21 protein-coding genes and 2 pseudogenes are annotated in these 22,472 nt (G+C 45.1%); 10 read left to right on the top strand and 13 right to left on the bottom strand.

Going from position 1 to position 22,472, the window contains the following annotated elements:
* Positions 1–148: 148 nt before the first annotated feature.
* Positions 149–787 (bottom strand): imidazoleglycerol-phosphate dehydratase HisB, encoded by a 639-nt coding sequence (gene hisB / locus QUA38_RS04655; protein WP_333067416.1) that lies wholly within the window; start codon positions 785–787, stop codon positions 149–151.
* Between the two features lie 175 nt (positions 788–962).
* The gene (gene fabI / locus QUA38_RS04660; RefSeq protein WP_333076152.1) at positions 963–1,739 is read right to left on the bottom strand and encodes an enoyl-ACP reductase FabI; all 777 of its coding nucleotides are present in this window, start codon (positions 1,737–1,739) and stop codon (positions 963–965) included.
* Between the two features lie 319 nt (positions 1,740–2,058).
* Here fabI and ntcA point away from each other — a divergent pair, with 319 nt between their 5' ends.
* From ntcA to QUA38_RS04675, 3 genes are all read left to right on the top strand, one after another.
* A complete protein-coding gene (gene ntcA / locus QUA38_RS04665; protein WP_006634020.1) occupies positions 2,059–2,724 on the top strand; it encodes a global nitrogen regulator NtcA in 666 nt (221 codons plus the stop codon).
* A gap of 77 nt (positions 2,725–2,801) precedes the next feature.
* Positions 2,802–4,484: a DUF3084 domain-containing protein gene (locus QUA38_RS04670; protein ID WP_333159626.1), complete on the top strand. Its 1,683-nt coding sequence runs from the start codon at positions 2,802–2,804 to the stop codon at positions 4,482–4,484.
* Between the two features lie 29 nt (positions 4,485–4,513).
* On the top strand, positions 4,514–4,909 hold the full coding sequence (locus QUA38_RS04675) for a pre-16S rRNA-processing nuclease YqgF (RefSeq protein ID WP_333159627.1): 396 nt from the start codon (positions 4,514–4,516) through the stop codon (positions 4,907–4,909).
* 132 nt (positions 4,910–5,041) lie between these two features.
* On the opposite strand, the gene QUA38_RS04680 is transcribed toward QUA38_RS04675, so the two are convergent.
* Together QUA38_RS04680 and QUA38_RS04685 are read right to left on the bottom strand one after the other, a co-directional pair.
* Entirely contained in the window at positions 5,042–5,536 is a 495-nt protein-coding gene (locus QUA38_RS04680) for a hypothetical protein (RefSeq protein ID WP_333159628.1), read from the bottom strand.
* Between the two features lie 460 nt (positions 5,537–5,996).
* Positions 5,997–7,577 (bottom strand): photosystem II high light acclimation radical SAM protein, encoded by a 1,581-nt coding sequence (locus QUA38_RS04685; RefSeq protein WP_333159630.1) that lies wholly within the window; start codon positions 7,575–7,577, stop codon positions 5,997–5,999.
* Between the two features lie 375 nt (positions 7,578–7,952).
* On the opposite strand from QUA38_RS04685, the gene QUA38_RS04690 reads away from it, so the two are divergent.
* Both QUA38_RS04690 and QUA38_RS04695 read left to right on the top strand, forming a co-directional pair.
* Positions 7,953–8,342, top strand: a complete 390-nt coding sequence (locus tag QUA38_RS04690; protein WP_333067357.1) for a DUF1830 domain-containing protein — start codon at positions 7,953–7,955, stop codon at positions 8,340–8,342.
* 236 nt (positions 8,343–8,578) lie between these two features.
* The gene (locus QUA38_RS04695) at positions 8,579–9,169 is read left to right on the top strand and encodes a hypothetical protein (RefSeq protein ID WP_333159632.1); all 591 of its coding nucleotides are present in this window, start codon (positions 8,579–8,581) and stop codon (positions 9,167–9,169) included.
* 427 nt (positions 9,170–9,596) lie between these two features.
* Here the strand turns inward: QUA38_RS04695 and QUA38_RS04700 are convergent, their stop codons facing one another.
* The 9 genes and pseudogenes from QUA38_RS04700 to QUA38_RS04740 all read right to left on the bottom strand — a co-directional run bounded on the left by QUA38_RS04700 (position 9,597) and on the right by QUA38_RS04740 (position 19,367).
* Complete coding sequence (locus QUA38_RS04700) at positions 9,597–10,682, bottom strand: DUF3474 domain-containing protein (protein ID WP_333159634.1); 1,086 nt, start codon at positions 10,680–10,682, stop codon at positions 9,597–9,599.
* Between the two features lie 719 nt (positions 10,683–11,401).
* On the bottom strand, positions 11,402–12,868 hold the full coding sequence (gene purF, locus QUA38_RS04705) for an amidophosphoribosyltransferase (protein WP_333159636.1): 1,467 nt from the start codon (positions 12,866–12,868) through the stop codon (positions 11,402–11,404).
* 427 nt (positions 12,869–13,295) lie between these two features.
* On the bottom strand, positions 13,296–14,375 hold the full coding sequence (locus QUA38_RS04710; RefSeq protein ID WP_333159638.1) for a hypothetical protein: 1,080 nt from the start codon (positions 14,373–14,375) through the stop codon (positions 13,296–13,298).
* 75 nt (positions 14,376–14,450) lie between these two features.
* Positions 14,451–15,428: a hypothetical protein gene (locus QUA38_RS04715; protein ID WP_333159640.1), complete on the bottom strand. Its 978-nt coding sequence runs from the start codon at positions 15,426–15,428 to the stop codon at positions 14,451–14,453.
* 55 nt (positions 15,429–15,483) lie between these two features.
* Positions 15,484–15,852: a hypothetical protein gene (locus QUA38_RS04720; protein ID WP_172189322.1), complete on the bottom strand. Its 369-nt coding sequence runs from the start codon at positions 15,850–15,852 to the stop codon at positions 15,484–15,486.
* Positions 15,853–15,911: 59 nt separating this feature from the next.
* Positions 15,912–16,220, bottom strand: a pseudogene (locus QUA38_RS04725) (hypothetical protein); the annotation flags it as partial.
* A 37-nt stretch (positions 16,221–16,257) separates the two neighbouring features.
* A complete protein-coding gene (gene ltrA, locus QUA38_RS04730; protein WP_333159644.1) occupies positions 16,258–18,033 on the bottom strand; it encodes a group II intron reverse transcriptase/maturase in 1,776 nt (591 codons plus the stop codon).
* A gap of 583 nt (positions 18,034–18,616) precedes the next feature.
* A pseudogene (locus QUA38_RS04735) lies at positions 18,617–19,012 on the bottom strand (hypothetical protein); the annotation flags it as partial.
* Positions 19,013–19,100: 88 nt separating this feature from the next.
* Positions 19,101–19,367 carry a hypothetical protein gene (locus QUA38_RS04740; protein WP_333159646.1) on the bottom strand — a complete coding sequence of 89 codons (267 nt, stop codon included), beginning with the start codon at positions 19,365–19,367 and terminating at the stop codon, positions 19,101–19,103.
* 254 nt (positions 19,368–19,621) lie between these two features.
* Between QUA38_RS04740 and QUA38_RS04745 the strand changes: the two genes are divergently transcribed.
* From QUA38_RS04745 to QUA38_RS04765, 5 genes are all read left to right on the top strand, one after another.
* On the top strand, positions 19,622–19,945 hold the full coding sequence (locus tag QUA38_RS04745; RefSeq protein ID WP_333159648.1) for a helix-turn-helix transcriptional regulator: 324 nt from the start codon (positions 19,622–19,624) through the stop codon (positions 19,943–19,945).
* 15 nt (positions 19,946–19,960) lie between these two features.
* A complete protein-coding gene (locus QUA38_RS04750) occupies positions 19,961–20,650 on the top strand; it encodes an ImmA/IrrE family metallo-endopeptidase (RefSeq protein ID WP_333159650.1) in 690 nt (229 codons plus the stop codon).
* A gap of 80 nt (positions 20,651–20,730) precedes the next feature.
* The gene (locus QUA38_RS04755; RefSeq protein ID WP_333159652.1) at positions 20,731–21,084 is read left to right on the top strand and encodes a hypothetical protein; all 354 of its coding nucleotides are present in this window, start codon (positions 20,731–20,733) and stop codon (positions 21,082–21,084) included.
* The gene (locus QUA38_RS04760; RefSeq protein ID WP_333159654.1) at positions 21,081–21,530 is read left to right on the top strand and encodes a nucleic acid-binding protein; all 450 of its coding nucleotides are present in this window, start codon (positions 21,081–21,083) and stop codon (positions 21,528–21,530) included. Before QUA38_RS04755 ends, QUA38_RS04760 begins: the two co-directional genes overlap by 4 nt.
* Before the next feature lie 50 nt (positions 21,531–21,580).
* On the top strand, positions 21,581–22,432 hold the full coding sequence (locus QUA38_RS04765) for a YheC/YheD family protein (RefSeq protein ID WP_333159656.1): 852 nt from the start codon (positions 21,581–21,583) through the stop codon (positions 22,430–22,432).
* Positions 22,433–22,472: the final 40 nt, after the last annotated feature.

Below are 22,472 nucleotides of genomic sequence, written 5' to 3' on the forward strand. Positions count from 1 at the left end.
TGATTTTAAATCATCCAAATCTTCCTTCAGTCTTGTCTTATGGTACTCTGGCTGCTTAAAAACTGTCCGGAGTATTGTTATATAGCAGATATATATATTTTGATTTACAGCTTTGCAGTAGCCCAGAAGCGCTACTGCAAACCCCAAACTACAAAACCCCTTTAGAACTCGGAATCCGACTGGCGCGCCGCGGATCGATTTCTACCGCCATCCGCAGAGCTCGCGCAAATGCCTTAAATGCCGCTTCTACAATGTGATGAGAATTTCCGCCCTGTAACTGTCGAATGTGCAGTGTCATTTGAGTGTGGTTCACCACCGCCGAAAAAAACTCTCTCACTAATTCAGTATCGTAAGTGCCGATCCGCTGGTTGGGAATTTCCAAGCTGTAACTTAAGTGAGGCCGTCCCGAAAAATCTAGCACTACTTCAATTAAAGCTTCGTCCAAAGGTGCGATGAAATGTCCGAAGCGAGAAATGCCCGATCGATCCCCAACAGCTTTTGCTAGCGCTTGGCCCAAGGTAATTCCTACATCTTCGTTCGTGTGGTGGTCATCAATCTCCAAATCACCGATGGCCTGCACGTCCAAATCGATCAATCCGTGAGAAGCAATCTGGTGCAACATATGGTCTAAAAACGGAATCCCCGTAGACGCCTTGCAAGTTCCTACACCGTCGAGATTGAGGCTAGCAGTGACATCCGTTTCCAGTGTCGTGCGTTTCACCAAGGCGGCCCTAGCTGGTTGAACTGAAGTTGCAGGAGGTACAGAAGGGCGATCGATTATCTCCATAATTTGCAATGGGTCATTCATTAGAATTAATTAGTAATTTGGGATTAACACTTTTGTAGCGGACAGTTATTGACAGTTGACTGTTTGCAAATCTTCTTGTCAACTGTTAACTGTCTAAAAACTTCCCTGTCAACTGTCAACTGTCAACTGTCAACTGTCAACTGTTTACAAGCTGTTACATTCCCATGATTTCGTAACCAGCATCGACATACAAAACTTGACCCGTAATCCCGCTAGCGAGATTGCTGCACAGAAAAGCCGCAGCATTTCCTACTTCCTGCTGAGTCACCGTCCGCCGCAGTGGCGCCACTTCCTCAACGTGGTGGATCATGTCCAGAATACCGCCAACTGCTGACGAAGCCAGAGTCCGAATTGGACCCGAAGAAATCGCATTTACCCGAATATTTAACGGGCCCAGTTCTGCTGCCAGATAGCGAACATTCATTTCCAAAGCTGCTTTAGCAATTCCCATCACATTATAATTAGGAACTACCCGGACACCGCCCAAATAAGTCAGCGTCACAATACTGCCACCCTCCGCCATCAGCGGTTTAGCTGCTGCACAAAGCCGTACCAGCGAGTAAGCGCTAATATCCAAAGCATTGGAGAAACCTTGGCGCGAAGTGTTGGTGAAATCTCCCGACAACTCGTCTTTGCCGGCAAAAGCCAGACAGTGGATTAGGACATCTAACTTGCCCCATTTTTCCGCGATGGTTTGAAAAGTAGACTCAATTTCGCTCTCGTCTTGGACATTGCAGGGCAAATACAGACTGGGATTGAGCGGTTCCACCAGTTCAGCGACTTTGCGCTCGTGCTTGCCTTTCTCGTCCTTCAAAAAAGTTATGCCGAGGTTGGCCCCAGCTTTGTGGAGCTGCTGAGCTATACCCCACGCGATCGAGCGATTGTTGGCAATGCCCGTAACAAGAGCATTTTTTCCGGTCAAATCTATCATCTGTATTTCTTCTAGAAGCAACTAGCACCGTTCTCATTGGCTCTCTGCGACAACCCCGCCAGTTTAGACACAACTGATTCAGCTTTAACTGATTCAGACACAATTGAGACACAATTGATATTAATTTTGCTGTGGAGCTACATGGGGGCGGAATTGAAAAAGTTAAGAGAAGGGCTAGATTTAATCATACAGTGCGTGTTTACCTTAACATTAGATGGAAGTAACCGAATCCTTGGATATTGGAGGTTGGGCAGTATATTTACTCAATAAAGGTTAATCGGCAAGTTATAAAGTATTGATTAGTACAAAGGATCTAGTCGTGACGCATGATAGACCGCTAGCAGCCGTGTTCCGCCAAATCAGCGGCGGGGCGTTTCCACCCATTGTGGAAACCTTTGAACGGGGCAAGACAATTTTTTTCCCTGGAGACCCGGCTGAGCGCGTCTACGTTCTCATTAGAGGTGCTGTGAAGCTCTCCAGGGTGTACGAAGCAGGGGAAGAAATTACAGTCGCCCTCCTACGCGAAAATAGCGTATTTGGGGTGCTGTCTCTGATTACGGGACACCGCTCGGACAGGTTTTACCACGCGGTAGCCTTTACGCCGGTGGAATTGATCTCGCTGCCGATCGAACAAGTCGAGAAAGCGCTCAAGGAAGACCCGGAACTGTCGATGGTGATGCTACGGGGACTGTCATCTCGGATTTTGCAAACCGAGATGATGATCGAAACCCTGGCTCACCGAGATATGGGTTCGAGGCTCGTCAGCTTTTTGCTGATTCTGTGCCGGGATTTTGGCGTGCCCGGTACGGAGGGGATTACGATAGATTTGAAGCTGTCCCACCAGGCGATCGCCGAAGCGATCGGCTCGACGCGGGTAACTGTGACTCGTTTGCTCGGGGATCTCAGACAAGAAACCATGATCTCGATCCACAAGAAAAAGATCACAGTCCACAACCCGGTGGCCTTAAGCCAGCAATTCACTTGATGCCGAGAAAGTATGGGATTTTGGATTTTGGATTTTAGATTCAATCCAAAATCCAAAATCCAAAATCTAAAATCGGAATGACTGCTGGATACATCCTGGTATTTGTAATTTTAGTGTTGGGGGGTGTGATCGCCACTGTCAGCGATCGCCTTGGGACGAAAGTCGGCAAGGCAAGGTTGAGCTTATTCAAACTTCGCCCCCGCGATACTGCTGTTGTTGTGACAGTGATGGCTGGCAGCATCCTGTCAGCACTGACTCTGGGCATTTTGTTTGCGACTAGCAAGCCACTGCGAACGGGAGTTTTTAGAATAGACGAGATTCAAAAAAGGCTCAACAACGCCCGCAGAGAAATCAACCAGGCCACTCAAGAAAAAAATCGAGTTGAAACTGAATTAGCTCAAGCCAGAGCCGCTCAAGCGCAAGCTAGAGCGAATTTAGAGCAAATTAATCAATCCCTCCAAGCCGCTAATGCCGAGCAAGCTCGGACGCAAACAAAATTAAACTCGCTGCGGGCCCAGCTCAACAGCGTGCAAGCAGCCAAGTCTAAAACTGAACAGCAGTTAAGTCAGGTAGAAGCGGCTAAATCTAAGACAGAAGAACAGCTCAGCACTGTGGAAGCGGCTAAATCCCGCACCGAAGAACAATTGAAACTGGTTGAAACGGCCAGATCGACTACACAAGCTCAGCTCGATCGCACCGAGAACCAATTGAAAACAGTTTCTGCTCAAAAAACGACTTTAGGAGCGGAAATCGCCCAACTGCAAGAGGAACGCCAACAGTTAATCGAGCAGGTAAAAACTCAAATTGCCCAGCGCGATCGAGAAATTGCCAAGCGAGACGCAGAAATTGCCCAGCGGGACAAGGAAATTGTCGATCGCAACGAACTAATTGCCCAGCGGGACAAGGAAATTGCCCAGCGAGTGCAAAATCTGGCCGAGCGCGATCGAACTATTGTCGAGCGCGACAAAGTAATTGCCGAGAGAGAAGCACTCTTAGAAACCTTGGCACAGCAACAAGCTCAACTCGAACAGCAACAAACTTTATTGCAGCAGCAAGTGCAAGTTTTGGAACGCGATTTTCAGGCAATCCGCGAGGGTACAGTTGCCATCAGGCGCGGTCAAATTTTAGCTGCTGGCGTCGTTCGCATCCTCGAACCCGGTATGGCGAGTCGCGCGATCGATCGGCTTTTGCAAGAAGCAAATAAAACCACCGTCGGACTCATGCAGCCGGAAAATAGAAAGGTTAGGGAGCAGGTTATTCAAATTACTAAAGCAGAAATCGATCAACTCATTAGTCAAATTAAAGACGGTCAAGACTACGTGGTGCGGATTGTCGCCGGCGCTAATTACCTGCGGGAAGAAAAGGTAATTAAGGTATTTGCAGAAGCAGAAATCAATCGAGTTGTGTTCCGCGCTGGAGATGTCATTGCAGGAGTTGCTATTGATCCGGTGACATTAACCGACGAACAGGTGCGACAGCAGTTGCTGCAATTAATAGAAGCTTGTCAATTTCGCGCTCGCCTCATCGGTGTTGTCGGCGGTAGAGTTCAAGTGGCCGACAATGAGATTGAAACTTTAGCTGGTTTTATCGAGCGATTGCAGCAGTACGACAAACCGCTGGACGTTCAGGCGATCGCCACAGATGTCACTTACATCGCCGGCCCGCTTAAAATAGATTTAGTTGCCCTTGAAAACGGAGCCGTTGTTTTCCGCACGGGACAACAAAAACCAGGTCCAGGAGATTTGAAAATTCAAAAATAAACTTGGTAATTAATAATAGGTAACTGGCTATGATTTTAGGTTTCGATCCAGGTAAAGACAAATGTGGCATAGCTGTAATGGGTAGAGATAAGAAGGTCTGCTACCATCAAGTTGTACCCTCCGAGAGTGCAATTTCTACTATTCAATCTTTGTGCGAACAGTTTCCCATTGAGTTATTGGTGCTCGGAGATCAAACGACTTCTAAAAGTTGGAAACAAAAACTGATGCAGAGTTTGTCGCCTGCGCTCAAAATTGTTCAGGTTGACGAGAGGTACAGCAGTTTAGAAGCGAGGGAACGCTACTGGCAAATGTACCCTCCGACCGGACTCGACCGCTTGATTCCGAAGGGAATGCGGACGCCGCCGAGACCGGTGGACGATATTGTGGCGATCGTCCTGATTGAGAGGTATTTGAATAAAAGTTAGTCAATTTTATAACCGTTACCACTGATTCTCTTTGATTATTAAGGAATCAATATATTTTTGCTGGTATTGAATTTTTCACTTAAATAAAATAAACCCTAAATTTAGAGGATGGATCGTGGATAACAATTAGTGCTACTTGATAACACCTTCGGTCAAAATTACCTTACCATTCTGCCGGACTTGCAGCCGTTGGGGGTTAATCGAATAGATAATATTGCCGTTAGTCGCTTCATAAGTTCCGTCGTCACCTGTAGTTACTTGCATGACATTGATTTGGCTGCCATTTATTTTGCTGAGGCCGCGGTAAAAAATATCGCCTTCCTGGGTTTTGCAAATGTATATAGAAAAGTTTGGCGTTGCGAAAGATTGCACCATTTCGGCCCTCGGACATCCCTCAACTTGAGCAATTTGCAGCGGTTGATTATTGCCCAAAGTGTTGGGTGCGATCGCCGGAACTTTCCCAATCGGTTCATTTAATGCAGTTGCTTGTGCTGAAGCGGTCAAAAAGCTGTGAAGCGAAGCTATCCCGTTCCCCGCAGGGGTTCCCAAAGGGTAGGGAATCGCACTAATGCCTGCCATAACTAGAACTACTCCTTTAAGACTCTTAACTATATCTTTATAAAACATCTTGCCACTCCTGGTTTTAACTATATAATTATATCTTAAGCGATCTTTGCTGGATATTAATAATATTTAATATCAGAAGTGAAACGATGCAGGAACAGGGTATACCGTCGGTTTAAGTAAGGTGCGAACTGTGCACCTTACACCAGTGAAAATACACAAGTATGTCAATGCGATCGAAGGAAAGCAATCTCTTGCATTGAGGACATTTTTAAGATTTTATGACTTGTTCACGCCGATCAGAGAAACCGGGTTTATTCATATATTTCTCGTTACTAAACCTTTGATTTTCCTATAAACCAGGTTTCTAGCCCCCCGGGCGATCGCGAACTGACTCAGTTACAGGGTAATGTTTATTTGCGCTTAGCTATTTAGTCAATATTAAAAAGGGAAACAGAAGATACATTTTTCCTCCCATTTCCCATTTTTTAGATAACCTTCGTCCTGACTGCGAACCTGGTAATTAATTAACTGCTGCCAACTGTTTGTCTTTGATTTCCACAGGCGCGGTTAATGCCTCTTCCAAATCTGCAAAGCCGAGTTTTTCCTCCAAAATTGCCATCACTTCGCGGCCGAAATCATTGGAATTACGCTGCCAAGCTTCTAAACAAATTTGCCCGAAAAACGAACCCAAAGGCTCGGGATTCCACAGCAACTTGCGCGCTGTCCAAGGCATCAAACTCATCGGATCGTAACCAGGTTGCAGAATCTCCTGTTTAAAGGCGTATTCTTCCAAAATTGTGTGCGGCTGCAGTCCGATAAAGAAAATAGCTGGTTCTACTTTATCTGCTCCAAAAATCCGCTCTAATTCTCGGTGATAAGCAATAGTTTGCCGGATGGTTTCAAAGGTTTCGTCAATGACGTTAAACGAGTAATTCACGGAAACCACATCGTTGTAACCCGCTGCTTTTAAATCGCGACAATTTTCCAAAACTACTCGCAAGTTGTAGCCCATCCGCATTTTACGAACCAGTTCCTGGGAACCGCTGGTGATGCCGATTTCAAAGTAATTCATCCCCGTTTTTACCATCAAATCGCACAACTCGGGTGTGAGATTGTCCGCACGGATGTAAGCGGCCCAGTGTATGTCAGTCATGCCGGCGGCGATGATTTTTTGCAATAATTCGATCGCATCATCGATGAATTTGCGTGCTGGGATAAATTGAGCGTCGGTAAACCAGAAATTGCGAATACCTCGATCGTACAATTGCCGAATCTCCGCCACCACCTCATCCGCCGGATTGATCCGCACTTGCTTGCCTTCAATCACCGTATAAATGCAGTAACAGCAATTATGAGGACAGCCGCGTTTGGTTTGGACTCCGACGTAGAAGTCCATATCTTGTAGATAATAGGAAAATTCCGGCCAAATGGTTTCGATGTAGTTATAGTCGCAAGCAGTTTTTTCGATGTTGGCTGGTTTTTCGTGAATTAGCTTCGCGCGCGGGACGGTTTCTCCCACCACATAACATCTTTCCTCGGCCAAATCTTCGCCCTTAATCAACTTCTCCAGCAAAGCTTCGCCTTCCCCCACCGAAACCACTGTTCCGGCCGGCAAACTGCGTCCCAACTGCTCGTAAAACACGCTCACAGCACCACCGCCGACCACTGCACGAGCTTCGGGGCGGTATTTCCGGGCCCGCTTCAATCCGCGCTTAATCAGTCCCAAATTGCGCCAGAGTTCGGTGTAGTAAGACGCGGCTAAACGCAGTCCTCCGAGTGCTCCCCGGAACTTGATCAGCGGATTTTTGGCGTAGTAAAACTCGAAGGCATTTTGCAACGGATTGCCGCCCCTGCCGCCCACGGGCGCATAAATTTGAATGTCCCGCCAAGAGAAAACCAGCAGAGTCGGCTTAAACTCGTCTATGCTGGCATCTAAAGCTTTAGCGAAATCTAGGGGGGGTACGGCACCTAAATCGAAAATGCGCTGTTCGACATCGGGAAACAGCTTGTGTACGTGATCCGAAAGATACACAACTCCGATCGGGAAAATAGGATTGCAAGGGAGGCGAACGTACAGGACTCGGTTTTCTCGGTTTTCCATGATTGCCATATCCTAAAGTGGAACTTTTTCAGCTATGTTAATATTCTTTTAATATAACTTTACAATATGTCTAATTTTCGCAATTTGACATTAAATATTCTTAAATTTTTCTATTGGGATCAAGGCCGAGCTTGTTGGTATCGATCGCCAACAGCAGTAGGAAAAAGCTACTTTTTAAGTAAATACAGCGTATTTTGACCGAAAATCTCAGCAGAGAGTCAAAAATCACGTATTTATCCGGCTAAATACAAATTTTCGCGCGATCGGTCTCTAATGTGTAAGGGAGTTGGTAGTCGGCTTTACAGTAGGCTGGGATCGCCTAGTGTTAGCCTGAGAAGATAACTAAAACTTTTAGGCAAGGCTCCCTCAGCAGTTATGGCTCAAATTCTTGACCCCGTACCCTCAGACACCGACAGCAAGATTCTGTGCTGCTACGTCAACGCCACCAGTCAGATTCAGATTGCTCGCATCGCCAACATTCCTAACTGGTACTTTGAACGAGTGGTGTTTCCCGGACAGCGCTTAGTGTTTGAAGCGATGCCGGCCGCAGCATTGGAAATTCACACCGGGATGATGGCTAGTGCAATTTTGTCGGATAAAATTCCTTGCGATCGCTTGCAGATTAACGAAGGCCCCTACTCAAACGTCAATCCTAGCAGATCGCCAGAGGCAGTTCAGGGCGATCGAACAGCAATGGCCGGCCGCCCCAAATCCCGAGAAATCTCAGAACCTTTGACTGTACCGGCACTAACCGCCGTCGATTAATCGGAGTTGTGAGTTTTGAGTTATAAATTGTCAGTGAATTGATAACTCCGCGCTCAAAATTCCAACTTCAGCAAAGCGTTAAAAACTCAACACTTAAGAATCAAAGTTTGTGAAATGAATTTTAGATCAAAACTCCCGACTGCAAAGATTGTCTGGTTTTTCGTACTTCCCTGAGTTTTGTTGGCGGGATCGACAACTGTGCAAAAATAGCATTACACAGCTTCTCGAATTCAGCCATGTCAGCACAACCGATCGCCCTTTCCCCATCTTCTGCTCCAGTATTTGAGCCAGCGGTCTTCCGGCTTTCTCCCCTGATTAGAATCACGCTGTTGAGCTTGTACACAGCCCTGACAATTCCATTGCCGTTTTTGTCGGAAGTAACGAAAGCACCCGTTCCCCCTGCCGCACTTTGGGCGGGAATTGTTGTTGGCGCTGTGGGCCTGTACGGCGTGCTCAGTGAAAGGGTAATTTTGAGCGAGGAAGGGATTGAAGTCAGCTATCCCAAGTGGTTTCCGCGTTTTTTTCGCAAGGGTTGGTCGCTACCTTGGACTGAGGTAAAAGCTCTCAAACCTCGATCGACTGGTCAAGGAGGTTTAGTTTACTATTTTTTGAGTCATTCGGGTGAAGGTTATTTGTTGCCAATGCGGGTGGCTGGATTTGCTAAATTAGTCGGTTTGGTGGAAGCAAAAACAGGTATTGATACTAGAGATGTTCGTCCTTTGTCGCAGCCTTGGATGTATCTTATTTTGCTCTTCTGTACGCTGCTGCTGCTGTTGGTGGATGCGTGGACTATTATCACGGCGATCGGGCTTAAAGGTAATCTGTAATATTATGTCTGTTGTCTATTTAGTTTGTAACTTTTGGGCGGAGCTGGTGTCTACCCACAAGATTTGCCATAAATATAAGCAGACAAATTAAATGCTCCACAACTTACAAACCTCTTTTATTAGACAATATTGAATAAGTCTTCGGGCGATAAACCGCAGATGTAAGGCAGATAAACACAGATAATTGAAGGAATTGAGATTTCTTGGAAAAGCAATGCAAATCTATTGTGTTCATGTCAGTCGCCAGCATCAGCTAAAAAATATTTAGTTTGCATTTTGAAATTCTTAAAGTTCTTGTGGAATGGGTCAGAAAGCCTGCTCCAAATATGCAGGTTAAATGTGGAACATTTTATCAAACACGCCCGAAAATGAAAAACTCGGTTTCTTTAAGAAGCCGAGTTTTTACGTATTCTATTGTTTATTTGAGCTACTTAACTTCAGGCGATCGCCGACTGTTAGGTGATTCGTAGTAAACTCCAGAACCTGTATCGGAGACAAAATGACAATCCCAGTAAGAGCGAATAAAGCTCTTCCAAATTGGATCGGTTGACTTGCGATAATAATCGCCCAACACTGGTTTAATTGCTTCCGTTGCTTCCTTCAAGTGATAATGCGGCATTGTCGAGAAAATATGGTGGGCTACGTGGGTGCCGATATCGTGATGGATGGAATTGATGATTCCGTAGTCGCGATCGATCGTAGACAATGCACCTTTCAAGAAATACCAATCATTACCGCGATACCAAGGAATATCGGCTTCTGTGTGGTGCAGGAATGTGACCAAATCCAGCCACATCACGAACACTACATAGGGAACCAAGTAAAACTTGAGTAAAAACAGCCAACCAAACTGATAGGTTAGCGCGCCTAAAAAGCCTACCATCAGTACCAAGGATGCGGAACTCGTCAACACATCCCATTTTTCGGACGGACGGAAAATCGGGCTACCGGGCATGAAGTGAGAACCTGCCCGATCGGGCGATCGCCGAAATAGATAAATTGGATAGGCAAATAACATCAAATAAAAGCGTCCCAGCTTTTCGTACCAAGGCATTTGATTGTATTTGCTCTCCGATACCGGATACCAGCTTTCATCGTTATCTAAGCTGCCTGTATTTGCGTGGTGGGTTCTGTGACTGATCCGCCAACCGTGGAAGGGCACGAGAATTGGAGCGTGCGAGAGGTGTCCGATCAGGTTGTTGAGCCATTTGCTCTTAGAAAATGAACCGTGTCCGCAGTCGTGGCCCACTACAAACAATGCCCAAAACATGGTTCCCTGCATCAACCAAAAGATTGGGTAAAAAAGCCACGAATCTAAGGTGTAGGCGATCGCATACAAACCTGCGATGATGCCAATATCTAAAAAGAAATAAGCCAGAGATTTCCATGCCGAGGGCTCAAAACAGTGGGCTGGAATGGCTGCCTTGATATCTTGAAGAGTAAAAGGTAACTCTGCTGTACGAGAGGATGAGCCTTGATTGCTCGCGGGATTGAGAACAGTATTTGATTGCACGAAGTTTCCGATTTAAGCTGACTTGAGAAACCGCATTCCGCCTTCTTTTAACAGTCAATCGATTTTAGATTTTAGATTTTAGATTTTAGATTCACTCCACAGATTAATTTGGGAACTTAACTAAGATCTAAATTTTTTGGCTCTACCCGACATGAGTCGGGGGCTTGTATCTCTGTGCAGGTGAAGTAACATTCAACCTGCAAGGAGCCATATTTTTAATCTGCAAGGGTTTCTAAAGTGCTTTAGTTCGCATGAATAGCCCGTCCGCGATTCTCAAGCAAGTTGGCTTGTGGAATACTTGTATGGGAAAAATTAGTGCGATCGACCCTGTTATCTGAAAAAATCTCATGTGCCCGTTGTAGGTGCGAAATGCGACTTCAATCTGAGAGTGGACATCTGGAGGAACTACCTCCAGGCTGCAGGTAGCATACAGCGTTTCGAGCAAAAATTGTGAACGAGTGTATAGGGAAAAGCCCATCGATTTTAGATTGGCGATTTTAGATTTTAGGACAAATCTCCAATCTCCAATCAGAGTTTTGGGTGTCACGCAAGTTCTACCCAACCGACTGTTCACTACAGTTCACAAATTCTGCAAGAATTGCTAAAACTAAGTTAATGTAACATTTCTACACACATTCTGGCAATGACTTACCAGAAAAACTGGAAAATCCCTAAATTGCCGAAAGTTACGGGCGATCGCTTTCTCTATTTTTGATTTTCTAGGTTCCAGCTTTTTCTAATATGAGCTTAGACCGTTTTACCACTTCTGGAACGTCGATCGGATAATCACCGGTGAAACACGCCGAACAAAAACTCATCGGGTCTTCGTTAGTCGCCCTCAGCATTCCATCCCAACTCAAGAAAGCCAAAGAATCCACCCCAATTTGGGCACCGATTTCTGCAACTGACTTAGTAGCAGCAATCAACTGATCTTGATTGTCGGTGTCTATCCCGTAGAAACAAGGATGAGTCACTGGCGGTGAGGAAATTCTCATGTGGACGGCGGTTGCACCCGCATCCCGCAATGCTTTGACGATTTTGCGGCTGGTTGTGCCGCGCACGATCGAATCGTCGATAATGATTACCCGCTTTCCTTCCAACACATCTTTAAGAGGGTTGAGTTTCATGCGGATTCCTGACTCCCGCATTGTCTGAGTCGGTTGAATAAAAGTGCGCCCGACGTAGCGATTTTTAATCAATCCTTCGGCGTAAGGAATGCCGGAAGTTTGAGAAAAACCGATCGCCGCCGGGATTCCAGAATCGGGAACGCCGATGACTATATCCGCATCAGCCGGAGATTCTGCTGCTAACAAACGCCCGATCCGCAGGCGGTAGCTGTACAAACTTTCACCTTCCATCTGGCTATCGGGTCGAGCAAAATAGATCATTTCAAAGATGCAAAGTTTGCGCTTTTGTTGCTGACTCCAGTGGAAGGAAGCCATACCTTCCTCTGTAATCCAAACTAATTCTCCCGGTTCTACGTCCCGCAAAAATTCAGCACCGATAATATCCAAACCACAAGTTTCCGATGCTAAAACGTATCGTACCGGAGTTGTGGGGAGGATGCCAATTACCAACGGGCGGACGCCGTGGGGGTCGCGGACTCCCATCACGCCTTTGGGGGTGGCGATGGTCAAACTAAAAGCTCCTTGGCACATAGCAAAGGCGCTGATCGCTGCTTCCAGCCAGTCTTTACCCTTATCTACCTCGGAACCGATCGCCACTGCGATCGCCTCTGAATCCGTCGTGCTGACAAATTCGCACTTCCTAGAAAGCAATTCTTCCCGCAATTCTTTGGTATTGACAAGATTCCCGTTATGTGCTAACGCCAGACTTCCCAAACGAGTTTTGACAACCACAGGCTGAGCGTTGACCACGCGCGAGGAGCCCGTAGTAGAGTAGCGAGTGTGGCCTACGGCTAAGTTACCAGGCAAGTGACCTAAACTCGATTCGTTGAAGACTTGGGAAACCAGTCCCATATCTTTGTGCAGGTGGACTTTTTCACCGTCAAAGGTAGCAATTCCTGCTGATTCCTGACCCCGGTGCTGCAAGGCATACAAACCGAAGTAGGTCAACTTGGCGACATCTTCACCCGGTGCGTAGATACCGAAAACACCACAAGCTTCCTCGGGCTTGTCGGGTTTGCTAGAATGCTCGTCAGCCGCGAAGGAATGGTTGGGAATCATAGATGGGTGGGTTCCTAATGGGGAAGGTGGGTTAGGGGGACAGTTTCAGCGGGAAATCTTGTTTGCGAAAGCGTCGCATAACTTAACATTCCCTTAATCTTGCCACGGATCTGTCATTATTTTCAACTCGTGTAGCATTTCAGACAGAAGCGATGCGGCTTTTAATGGCATTGTAGTATCGATCGCCCTCAAATCCTATATTAACCTTGATTAACGGCGGGCGAGGGATTCGGCGATTGAAAGAGACTGTGGGCGAATTTGCCAAGGGTGTTACTCCTCACATCTGGAATACAGCATTGGGTTTCACTCTGACTACTTAATAGCTATATGGTTAATTAAATTTTTAGTCCCGATCCACTATTTTTAGGGTGAAGGGTAAAACCATTTTTAAATTCGCCCACAGTCTCTTTTAACCGCCGAGTCTGATCTACTTATTTTTCTGTTGAGTCTTCGCTTGTTCGATCGCAATTTCCCTGACTGCTTGGAAAGAACTCAAATTCGATGAACCCTCAATCGCCTTCACCGCCAAATCTTGAACCTGTTTTAAAGCAGAATCCAGTTGTTTCGACAAGCTAGCAAGGCGCGCATCTTGATTTTGAATTGTCTGCAACATCCCTTGAATTTGCAGTTCATAATTTTGCTTTTGCCCTTCTACATCTTTAGCCCACAAATCAGCCTTAACTTTAGCTTGGTAATTGCCAATATTGCGGCCATTATCTTTCCCGTTCTTGATATTAGCTTCCAGTTCTTTCGGGAAAGCTTCTACCTTTGCTTTCACCTCAGTATAAAGTTTTTCTCGTTCCGAAATAGATTTTTCGCGTTCCGCCCACTGTTTCTCCTGTTCTTGCTGAAACTCTTCGATTTCTTGATACAGCCTTTTCTGGCGTTGTTGGTATTCTTCGATGTCCAGATTTCGCTGAAGATTCAAATCATAATCATACAACTCTTCATCTCGCTCGCGAGCTTTTTGGTGATGCTCATTGCGTTCTTTAACGGCCAACTTTTGCAGTTCCTGCTCTTTTTCCCAAGCTTGCCGGCGTTCCAACAATTCCTGTTCAACAGTTTCGCGCTGTTCGCTGAGTTCGCCAGCAAAAGTTTTCGCGCTTTCTTCGTACTGTTGAATTAAAGTGTCCAGCGTATCTTCTGCAACATCTTCTAAACTGTGCAACTCTTGCAGTTGTTGAATTTCCTCGCCCACAGTGCGCCGCAATTCTTCGACTTTAGCAGCTTCCGAGGTTAATTTTTCAGACAACTCGCTGACAGCGCCACCAAAGCCAAATTGCAGCAAAATCAAATTGTCGATTGTGGACTGCATTTTTTGTGGATTTTCAGTTAAAGCCATTGGTTTTGGTGCCTCCACAATAGGTTTTTCTGGGACTGCTGTTTGCTTTTGGGAAGCGTTTAACACTTTGATTTGCGATTCTAGCTGCGCTTTTTCTTGCGCTGCTTCCTTGTACGCTTCTAAGATTTCAGCCTTGGTGCTTTTGTCGCTAACTTTTTTGTTCATGACTTTTCATTTCTTAATAGCGTGGAAAATTTCTGTCATTTTTCGTAAGGTGTGTATTGCACACCCTACTGGGTTTTAAGCTTTGCTGGCAAAAGCTTTCATTGCCAAATCTTGCGCTTGCTTCATCGTGGCTTGCAGTTGCGCGGAAATTTCGGCGATTTGTTCGGTTTGTCGCCCAATTGTCTGCTGTAAAGATTGGACTTTCAATTCATATCCTTGCTTGCTTCCTTCCCATTCTTTATCCACTAAATCTGCCTTGACTTTAGCTTCGCGGGAAACTTCTTGAATTGCTTCTTCTTTGGCTTTGACATAAGCCTGTTTTAGTTCTTCTTCAAATCCGGCGGCTTTTCTTTGATTCTCTTCAAACTCCGCTTGATTGTCGCTGAGGACTTTTTCCCGTTCCACCCAATTTTTTTCTTTTCCGCGGGTAGATTCTTGCAAATCCCGTTCTAGTTTACGCTTTGTTTCTTCGTATTCGTCGGTTTCGATTTTGCGGGTGCGCTGTAATTCGTATTGGTAATCGGCTGTTTCTTCCTGGCGCTTTTTAGTTATGAGTGCAGTCTCTTCTTGAAATGCTACATCAAATTCTTGTTGTTCTTTTTCCCAAACCTTGCGTTTTTGGGTCGTGTCTTTTTCTAGAATTTCGCGTTGGTTAGCAGCGTTTTGTTCCAGCAGGGTCAATTTTTCTCGGTGCTCTTGAGTTAAAATGTGGAGGGCGTCTGCTACAACTCTGATTTGCTGCAACTCTTGCAATTGTTCGGCTTCAATTTCGATCGCGCGTTTTAATTCGTCTAATTTTGAAGATTCCGCCTTCAGTTTTTCCGAAAGTCCGCTGGTGATGCTGCCGAAATCTAATTGCAAGTCTGCCAAGCCTTTGACGATGCTGTCAATTGTGTAGGTGGAAGCGACTTCGAGGACTTGTTTGTTTTTGGCTTTTTCGGCTGACTGTTCTTTGGTTTCGACTTTGGATTCGATCTTTTTTTTGTCGGCTAAAATCTGCTGAAAGTTTTGCAAAATTTGGGCTTTGCTATCTTTGGCAGGTGCTAGTGTCATAATGCTTTTACTCCTGATTCTAACTTTTCGAGACTTTTGAGTGAGATGTTTTTAGTTATTGTGAGTTGCGGAGTTGGCTGAGAATGGCTTGGTATTTTCTGGCGGCATCGGATTTTTCTTCGGGATTGGCGCTGGCTAGAGTTTTGAGAATTTTCCAGCAGCGATCGCACCGATTTCCTTCCCTGCAATCGCACTCATCAATTATACTCAAAAGTGTACCTTTTAGCAATTGATTTTCGGCTAACAAAGCTCGGTAATTCCGCTGGACTGATTCGGCAACTAAAGTCATGTGTTGGAAGTCTTCGGTGAGACTTTCGATGTCGTTAACTGCGTCTGTCCGAATTTGGTCTAGCAGCTCAAGATTCTCTTTCAAACGGCTTTCTTGCAGGTTTGGTTTGGTTTTCAGGTTGGTTAATTTCTTCATTTCAGTCTGTGGTAACAGTTATGGTAAAGGCGCGATTAAATCGCGCCTTTACAACAAAATTAGAACAAGTCAGCAGTTAATTGGTCTTCGGCTGGCGGTAGCGACATAGCGCCGTTGGAATTCAAAGCAATAGCATCGCTTTCACCGCTAGCGTGAGCAGCCATCAAGCAGGCAACTTGCTGTGCCGGCAGGTTATCTAAACACACCATAGCTTTTGTTCCTTCTAAGTCAATCATCCGCGATTGATTGCTAGAATCTGACAAAACTGCTGCGGCTTGGTCGATAACCGCCCAATCTTTCCGCTCGTTCCAAGACCATTTTAAACTGTAGTAGTTGATCGGTTTTACTACTCCGCTGTCGTCTGGTTTGTTACAGTCGGCGAGAGAATCACTTCTCTCGTCTCTGCTACAGAACCGTGCTTGAAAGTTTCCCTTCACACGGCTCCTCAGTGATTTGTCCTTTGTCATAGGAACCTCTAATTGAACCATCTTTGGTTGTTTTTGTGTCGTGGCAATGTCGATGCAATAATTGGAGATTTTTGTATTCTTCCTTTCCCCCTAAAATCTTGGGGATTATGTGGTCAATCTCCATTACATCTTCTTCTTTGAAATACAATCCGCAGTAGGTACATTTCCCTTTTTGTTTCTTCAGTAGTGTTGCCACTCTGTGAGGCATTTCTGGGTTGTTTCCCATTCTTGTACTCCAGTAAACTAGATTTCCGTCATAAGGTGACAGATTGCCTTTAACTTTCACATGACGCACTATCGGAGTGTCTGTATGTGCTAGTAGCCGAAGTAAGTTATCCTTTTCTTCTTTGGCTGCAAATATCCAGTTGTTTTTGCCTACTGTATGCCAGTAATTCCCGGCTCCTTCTCGCCAATTTTGTTTGGGATGGCGGTATTTTGCCCAAGCTTTTAGCTTCAGGAATATTTCATGGTCTAGTTCTGAGTAAGCATCTCTACTTACTACAGTGGAGTAGTAGTTTGCCCATCCTCTTATAACTGGATTTAACCTAGTTATGAGCGCCTTTTGTGGTGCTGTTTTATGGGAGTCTATAATCCTAGCCATTTTCTGATAATGTTCCCTTAACTTTGTCTGGCTTGGGGTGATGATTGTTTTGAAACCTTGCTGTGACTCGTATTTTCCCACCTTGAACTGTTGGATTGTAAATCCTAAGAAATCAAATCCTAAGTTTCCTTGATATTTGATTAAAGTGTGACTTATCTTTGTCTTGCTTGGTTTCAATTCCAATCCCATGCTTTTCAACCATTCAGAGATTAGTTCTCTGCATCTTTGGACAACGGTTAAGTCTTCATGGAGAATCACGAAGTCATCGGCGTATCGAATAAAGGTTAAGCTTTGACACTTCATTTGCCAACTTTTTTGGTTTCCCCGTTCATTTTTCATGTCGAGGGTTTTGGCAAATTCCTTGATTCGATGTTCCATCCCGTGAAGGGCAATATTTGCCAGTAATGGAGAAATAACTCCGCCCTGTGGCGTTCCCTCAGATGTTGGAAACAACTGCTTGCCGTCCATTACTCCCGCTTTTAACCATGCACGAATCTGTCGGCGGATGGTGGGGGATGTATTTAATTTTCTTAGCAGTGCTTCATGGTTGATGCGGTCGAAGCATTTGGCAATGTCAGCATCCAAAACAAATTTAGGCTGCTTATTTATTGCACTGTATATTGCTCCGATGGCATCATGGCATGAGCGTCCTGGTCTGAACCCGTATGAGTTAGGTTCAAATTGTGCTTCCCATTCTGGTTCTAAGGCCAGTTTGACAAGTGACTGCAAGGCACGGTCTTTCATGGTGGGTATGCCTAAAGGTCGTTTCTCGTCCGTACCGGGCTTGTCTATCCAAACTCGCCTGGTTGGACTAACTTTTGCACTCAGGTTTAATTTGTTTAGTAAGTCAAGACGTTGCTTTGGGGTCAGCGATTTAACGCCATCCACACCAGCCGTCTTTTTTCCTTGGTTATCCTGAGTGACCCTACGCACCGCCAATGCTTTTGCTGACCAAGACTTCATCAACGTTTTCTGGAGCCTGCGAATTGCTTTCACATCACCACGCTGAGAGGCTCTGTAGATTCGTTTTTGCAACTTGAAAATCCGACGTTCTAGCTTTCGCCAGTTAATCTGATTCCATTCCGCCGTAGTCTTTAAACTCGTTTTAGACATATTCATTGCTACTTTCAACTCTACAGTACAAATCACCGTGAGTCTGTCAGCATATCCCTACTATTACCGTAAGGCATTCGCTTCTGACTCAATCCCACTCTATGCAGTTTGTGGTTAGCACCTACTTGGATATCGACCTTTCCAAGAACATACATAGAGTTACTTCGTTCCTAATAACCATTGGTTGAACTTTTAGGGCGATGCTATTCACCGGGTTTCTGGGAAGTGCTTATTGGTCGGGGACAAAACCGCCAATTCCCTATCCTTTGCCTTTTGGCTCCAGCCTATCAACCTTATTTGGCTGGTTACACTTAACGATGATTCAGACACATCTTTGCTTTCGCTACCCGTGAGTTCTTGCTAGCCGGGATTCTGAATAAGGTTTTCAGTTACCGTCATTACACCCCGCTTCACCGATTGATAGCTAGTCGCTACAGTGGGGGTATTGCTGTTACCGCTGCACTTGCGGAGTGGGACTTAAGTATTGACCTTCACCCACATGGTTATTAAGTTTCTAGTTTTATAACTAGAGGATAATCCCCCAATTCTTTGACAGAATTGGTTTCTATCCAACGAATCGCACCTGACCGGAATGCTTGACAAATTCGGGAATAAAAATTCCGGTTGCAGGCTCTACGCCGCGAGATTGAACTGATGCTACCAAGCGGTTAAAATCGTTCAAGCTGCGGTTTTTGATGTAGGTCACCATGACAACTCCTTGCGGCAATTCGCCACTTTCTGCGACAAACCAGAGTTGACCCCACAATGTGTGGGAAGTTTGACCGAGGGAACCGAAGAATTTGGAGAATTTGAGGATTGTCATGGAACACTTGGAACCGTAGTCGGTGTCGCCGATCGCCCATTGGCCACTTTGGCAATTGTTACGTACTGCGATCGGGATTTCTGGTACTAGCAAAGCATTGCTGGGTTTGGCACCAAATACTGAAAATGTAGGTCTTTCTTGTGTTTTAGTAGTCATTGTTCGTTTTTCCTTAGTTATTTATTGCTGCTTTACGGGGAATTGGTAATCCGTTAAATCTCGTACATTGCTCGTGACCGAACTTCGATTACCGAATGAGATGTGTTGTCGCTTTTGGTTCTGGATAGCTATACTCAAGCATCGCCTCTTGTTGAGCTTTGATAATCCGCAGCGCGGCGAGCAAATGCTCTAACGTTTCTAAGTGCGCTGGGGTGAAGTGGATGCTGAAGCCTTCGCCATCCCGCGCGTAGCCGGGACAAACCAGTGAGGCTGAGCTTTGTTCTTCGTGGGTGGCGATGTATAGCCAGTCATCGTCTTCGAGCTTGTAATGCGTGTCTGTCCAGGTTCTCAGCATTTGCGATCTGCTCCTCCTTATTTGCTGCGTACAAGCGTTTTGACGCCCAGCGCTTCTCACTCCTCTCAAGTTGACGACGCTATATGTAGCGTGTGAGCTAGGCTAATTTGCACCCTTAACCCTACCAGTCAGGGTTAAGGGGTTGATTAAACCGTCAACTAATCTCATGGTAGCGCGGGTTGATTTTCCCGTCAAGTGTTTTGTTGAACTTTTCATCAAAACAGGCTAGAATGCTTGTCAGGAGGCGAAAAACCGTGGAACAAACATTTGGAAGACTGATCCGTCAAGCTCGCAAGGACAAAGCTTACTCACAACGTGAGCTAGCAGCTATGCTAAGTGTGGATTTTACTTATTTGTCGAAGTTGGAGAACGATCGAGCGGATTATGCGCCAAAAGAGGAGGTAATCCGCTCGCTAGCGCGGAATCTCGACATAAACGAAGAGGAATTGATTTTCTTGGCCGGGAGACTGCCGCAGCAGTACGAAGCGCTGCTGAAGCAGAATCCAAAGGAAATGCAGGCTCTTTTCCGCCGGATGCAAGAAAATCCAGATTGGCTCAAACAATCTTTTGAAGCGTAAGAGAGGCCCCTCATAGTGAGTATTTTTAAACCGTATTGCTTCTATCCCAAAGAAACGATCGAGCGTTTGGCAAATGACATCTTGATGCAGATGCAGAAAACGCAAAATTTTGCTCCGAGATGGCCTTTTGATGCGACAACGGTTGCTGATTTTCTGGATTTGGGGGTAGTTTGGGAGTGCATTGAGCCGGATGAAGAAGGTGCGATCGCGGCGAGGATTTTGCCGCAGCAGCGGTTAATCGAAATCAACGAACAGATTCTCGAAAAACCGCCGGGCTTCATCGAATCGACGATCGCCCACGAAATCGGACACTGGGTGCTACACGTCAATCAAGACGAAGCAGACGGCACTGTGGAACAGTTGGAATTAAACTTAGGCAATCAAGGAAAAACGGCGTCTGATGTCGAGGAACCATTTGTTTGTCGGGGTGCGAGTGCTGATAATAAGGTTTTGTCGATCGAATGGCAAGCGCAATATTTTGCAAGCTGTTTGTTGATGCCTCGGTGTATTTTGGAGGAAAAAAGACAGGGACGCGATTTAACAAAGTGGTCGCATTTATACAAAATGAGAGATGAATTGGGAGTGAGCATTTCCAATTTAACAAACCGCTTGCAAGAATTCGATTGGATTTACATTCCCAAGGGAACGCGCGAGATTTATGCCGGGAAAGATGCGGCAAACGGGCAGCAGCGGTTGTTTGGATAGAATTTGATTGAATTTGAGGTTTGAGAGAGATTCTCGAATCTCAACTTTTTCAGATAACTTTGAAAGAATGAGGTTGCAAAATGGAAACAAAACGAGTAGCAGACCTGACAGTTGAAGAACTGCAAGCGATAATTCTCGAAACCAAACGAGTATCAGACTTGACCGTTGGAGAATTGAAAGCGGTAATTGCGGAAGCGATCGATATGCGGTTAAGCCAATGGATAAATCCTTTCAATAGCAATACCTTGCCCCTAGTTCCGCAAAGGACGAAGGAAGAACAAATGCAGAGGAATTTAGCAGCAATAGAGTGGTTGCAAAAGTGGCGAGAAGAAGGAGACGCCGAGGAACAAACAGAGACATTTGAATATTTGCAAAAAGTATTAGACGAAGACAGGCTTTCGTCGAACCGACCGTTATTTGTGCAACAAAAATGATAGTTTTATTGGATTCGGGGCCTCTGGGAATATTAACAAATCCCAAGGGGCCGCCTGTGACTGTAGAGTGCCAACTTTGGGTAGAATCTTTGCTATTTAAAGGCTACAGGATGATTTTACCTGAAATAGCAGATTATGAAGTGCGGCGCGAGTTATTGCGGGCAAATAAGTTGGCAGGTATCAAACGCCTTAACGAATGCAAATCTCGCTGGCTGGAATACTTGCCGATAACAACGCCAGTAATTCTCAAAGCGGCCGAGTTGTGGGCGGCATCGCGTCAGGCAGGAATGCCGACAGCAGATCCCAAAGAACTTGATGGAGAGGTGATTTTAGCAGCTCAAGCTTTGCTGCTTCGTGGCGGTGGAGAAGCGGTTGTTATTGCTACAACAAATGTGGGGCATTTGTCTAGATTTGTGGATGCTCGCGAGTGGCGGGATATTGAGTAATGGTGGACACTAAAGTTAAAAGTTAAAATTTACAATTAAAATTTCATTTTATGCTAACCAATATTCAAATCTTGCTGGCAGCTTGTGAGGAATTAAATATCCCTTACGAAATCCTGCATCCTTCCCAAAACTTGATTAGACTCAAACAGGGCGGCGAAGAATATTATTTTGTCAATTACATGACGCCATTTAACAGCGCGTCACTAGCAGAGATTGTTAAAGACAAAGAATATACCTATCAACTATTAAACGGCAAAATAAATACTCCCAGAACTCTCGGTTTTGTCTCGCCTCACTGCGAGGAGAAGTATAAAAAGTATTTGAGTTTCCCAGATATTGAATCAATTGTTTTAGAAGTAAACAAAAAATTCGCTTTCCCGGTAATTCTCAAAAGAAATCGCGGTGCTGGTGGCAACAATGTTTTTTTGTGTGAAAGTAGAGAGCAAATTAAAGAAGCCCTAGAAATTATATTTAACGTAAACAGCAAAGATTATGACTATGTGGCCCTAGCTCAAGAATATATCGAAATTGCCCACGAATATCGGGCTGTATTCTGCAAAGAAAAGTTAGTTTTGCTGTACGAGAAAGACAAATCTCAGGCTAAATTTGCGGGCAATTTAAGCCCGTTGCACTGGGAAGGTGCAAAAGCCAAACATATAATTAACCCCAATCTCATGTCTGAGATTGAAGATTTTGTTAAACCTGTTTTTGCAGAAATTGCGATTAATTATGCTGGGCTTGACATAGCGCTAGATAAAAACGGAGCATATTGGTTGATTGAAATTAACTCAAGTCCTAATTACGATATATTTGTTAGAGATAACGATCGCCAAATAGTCGTAACAATGTTTAAAGGCATCTTGGATACCTTGGTTGTTAACAAAACGCCTTATTTGAAATAAAGAGTTGAGTAACAAGAACCTTAACCCAACTTACATATTT

Origin of the sequence: Microcoleus sp. Pol12B4 (assembly GCF_036701385.1) — a bacterium.
In the GTDB taxonomy this organism is placed as follows: Bacteria; Cyanobacteriota; Cyanobacteriia; order Cyanobacteriales; family Microcoleaceae; genus Microcoleus.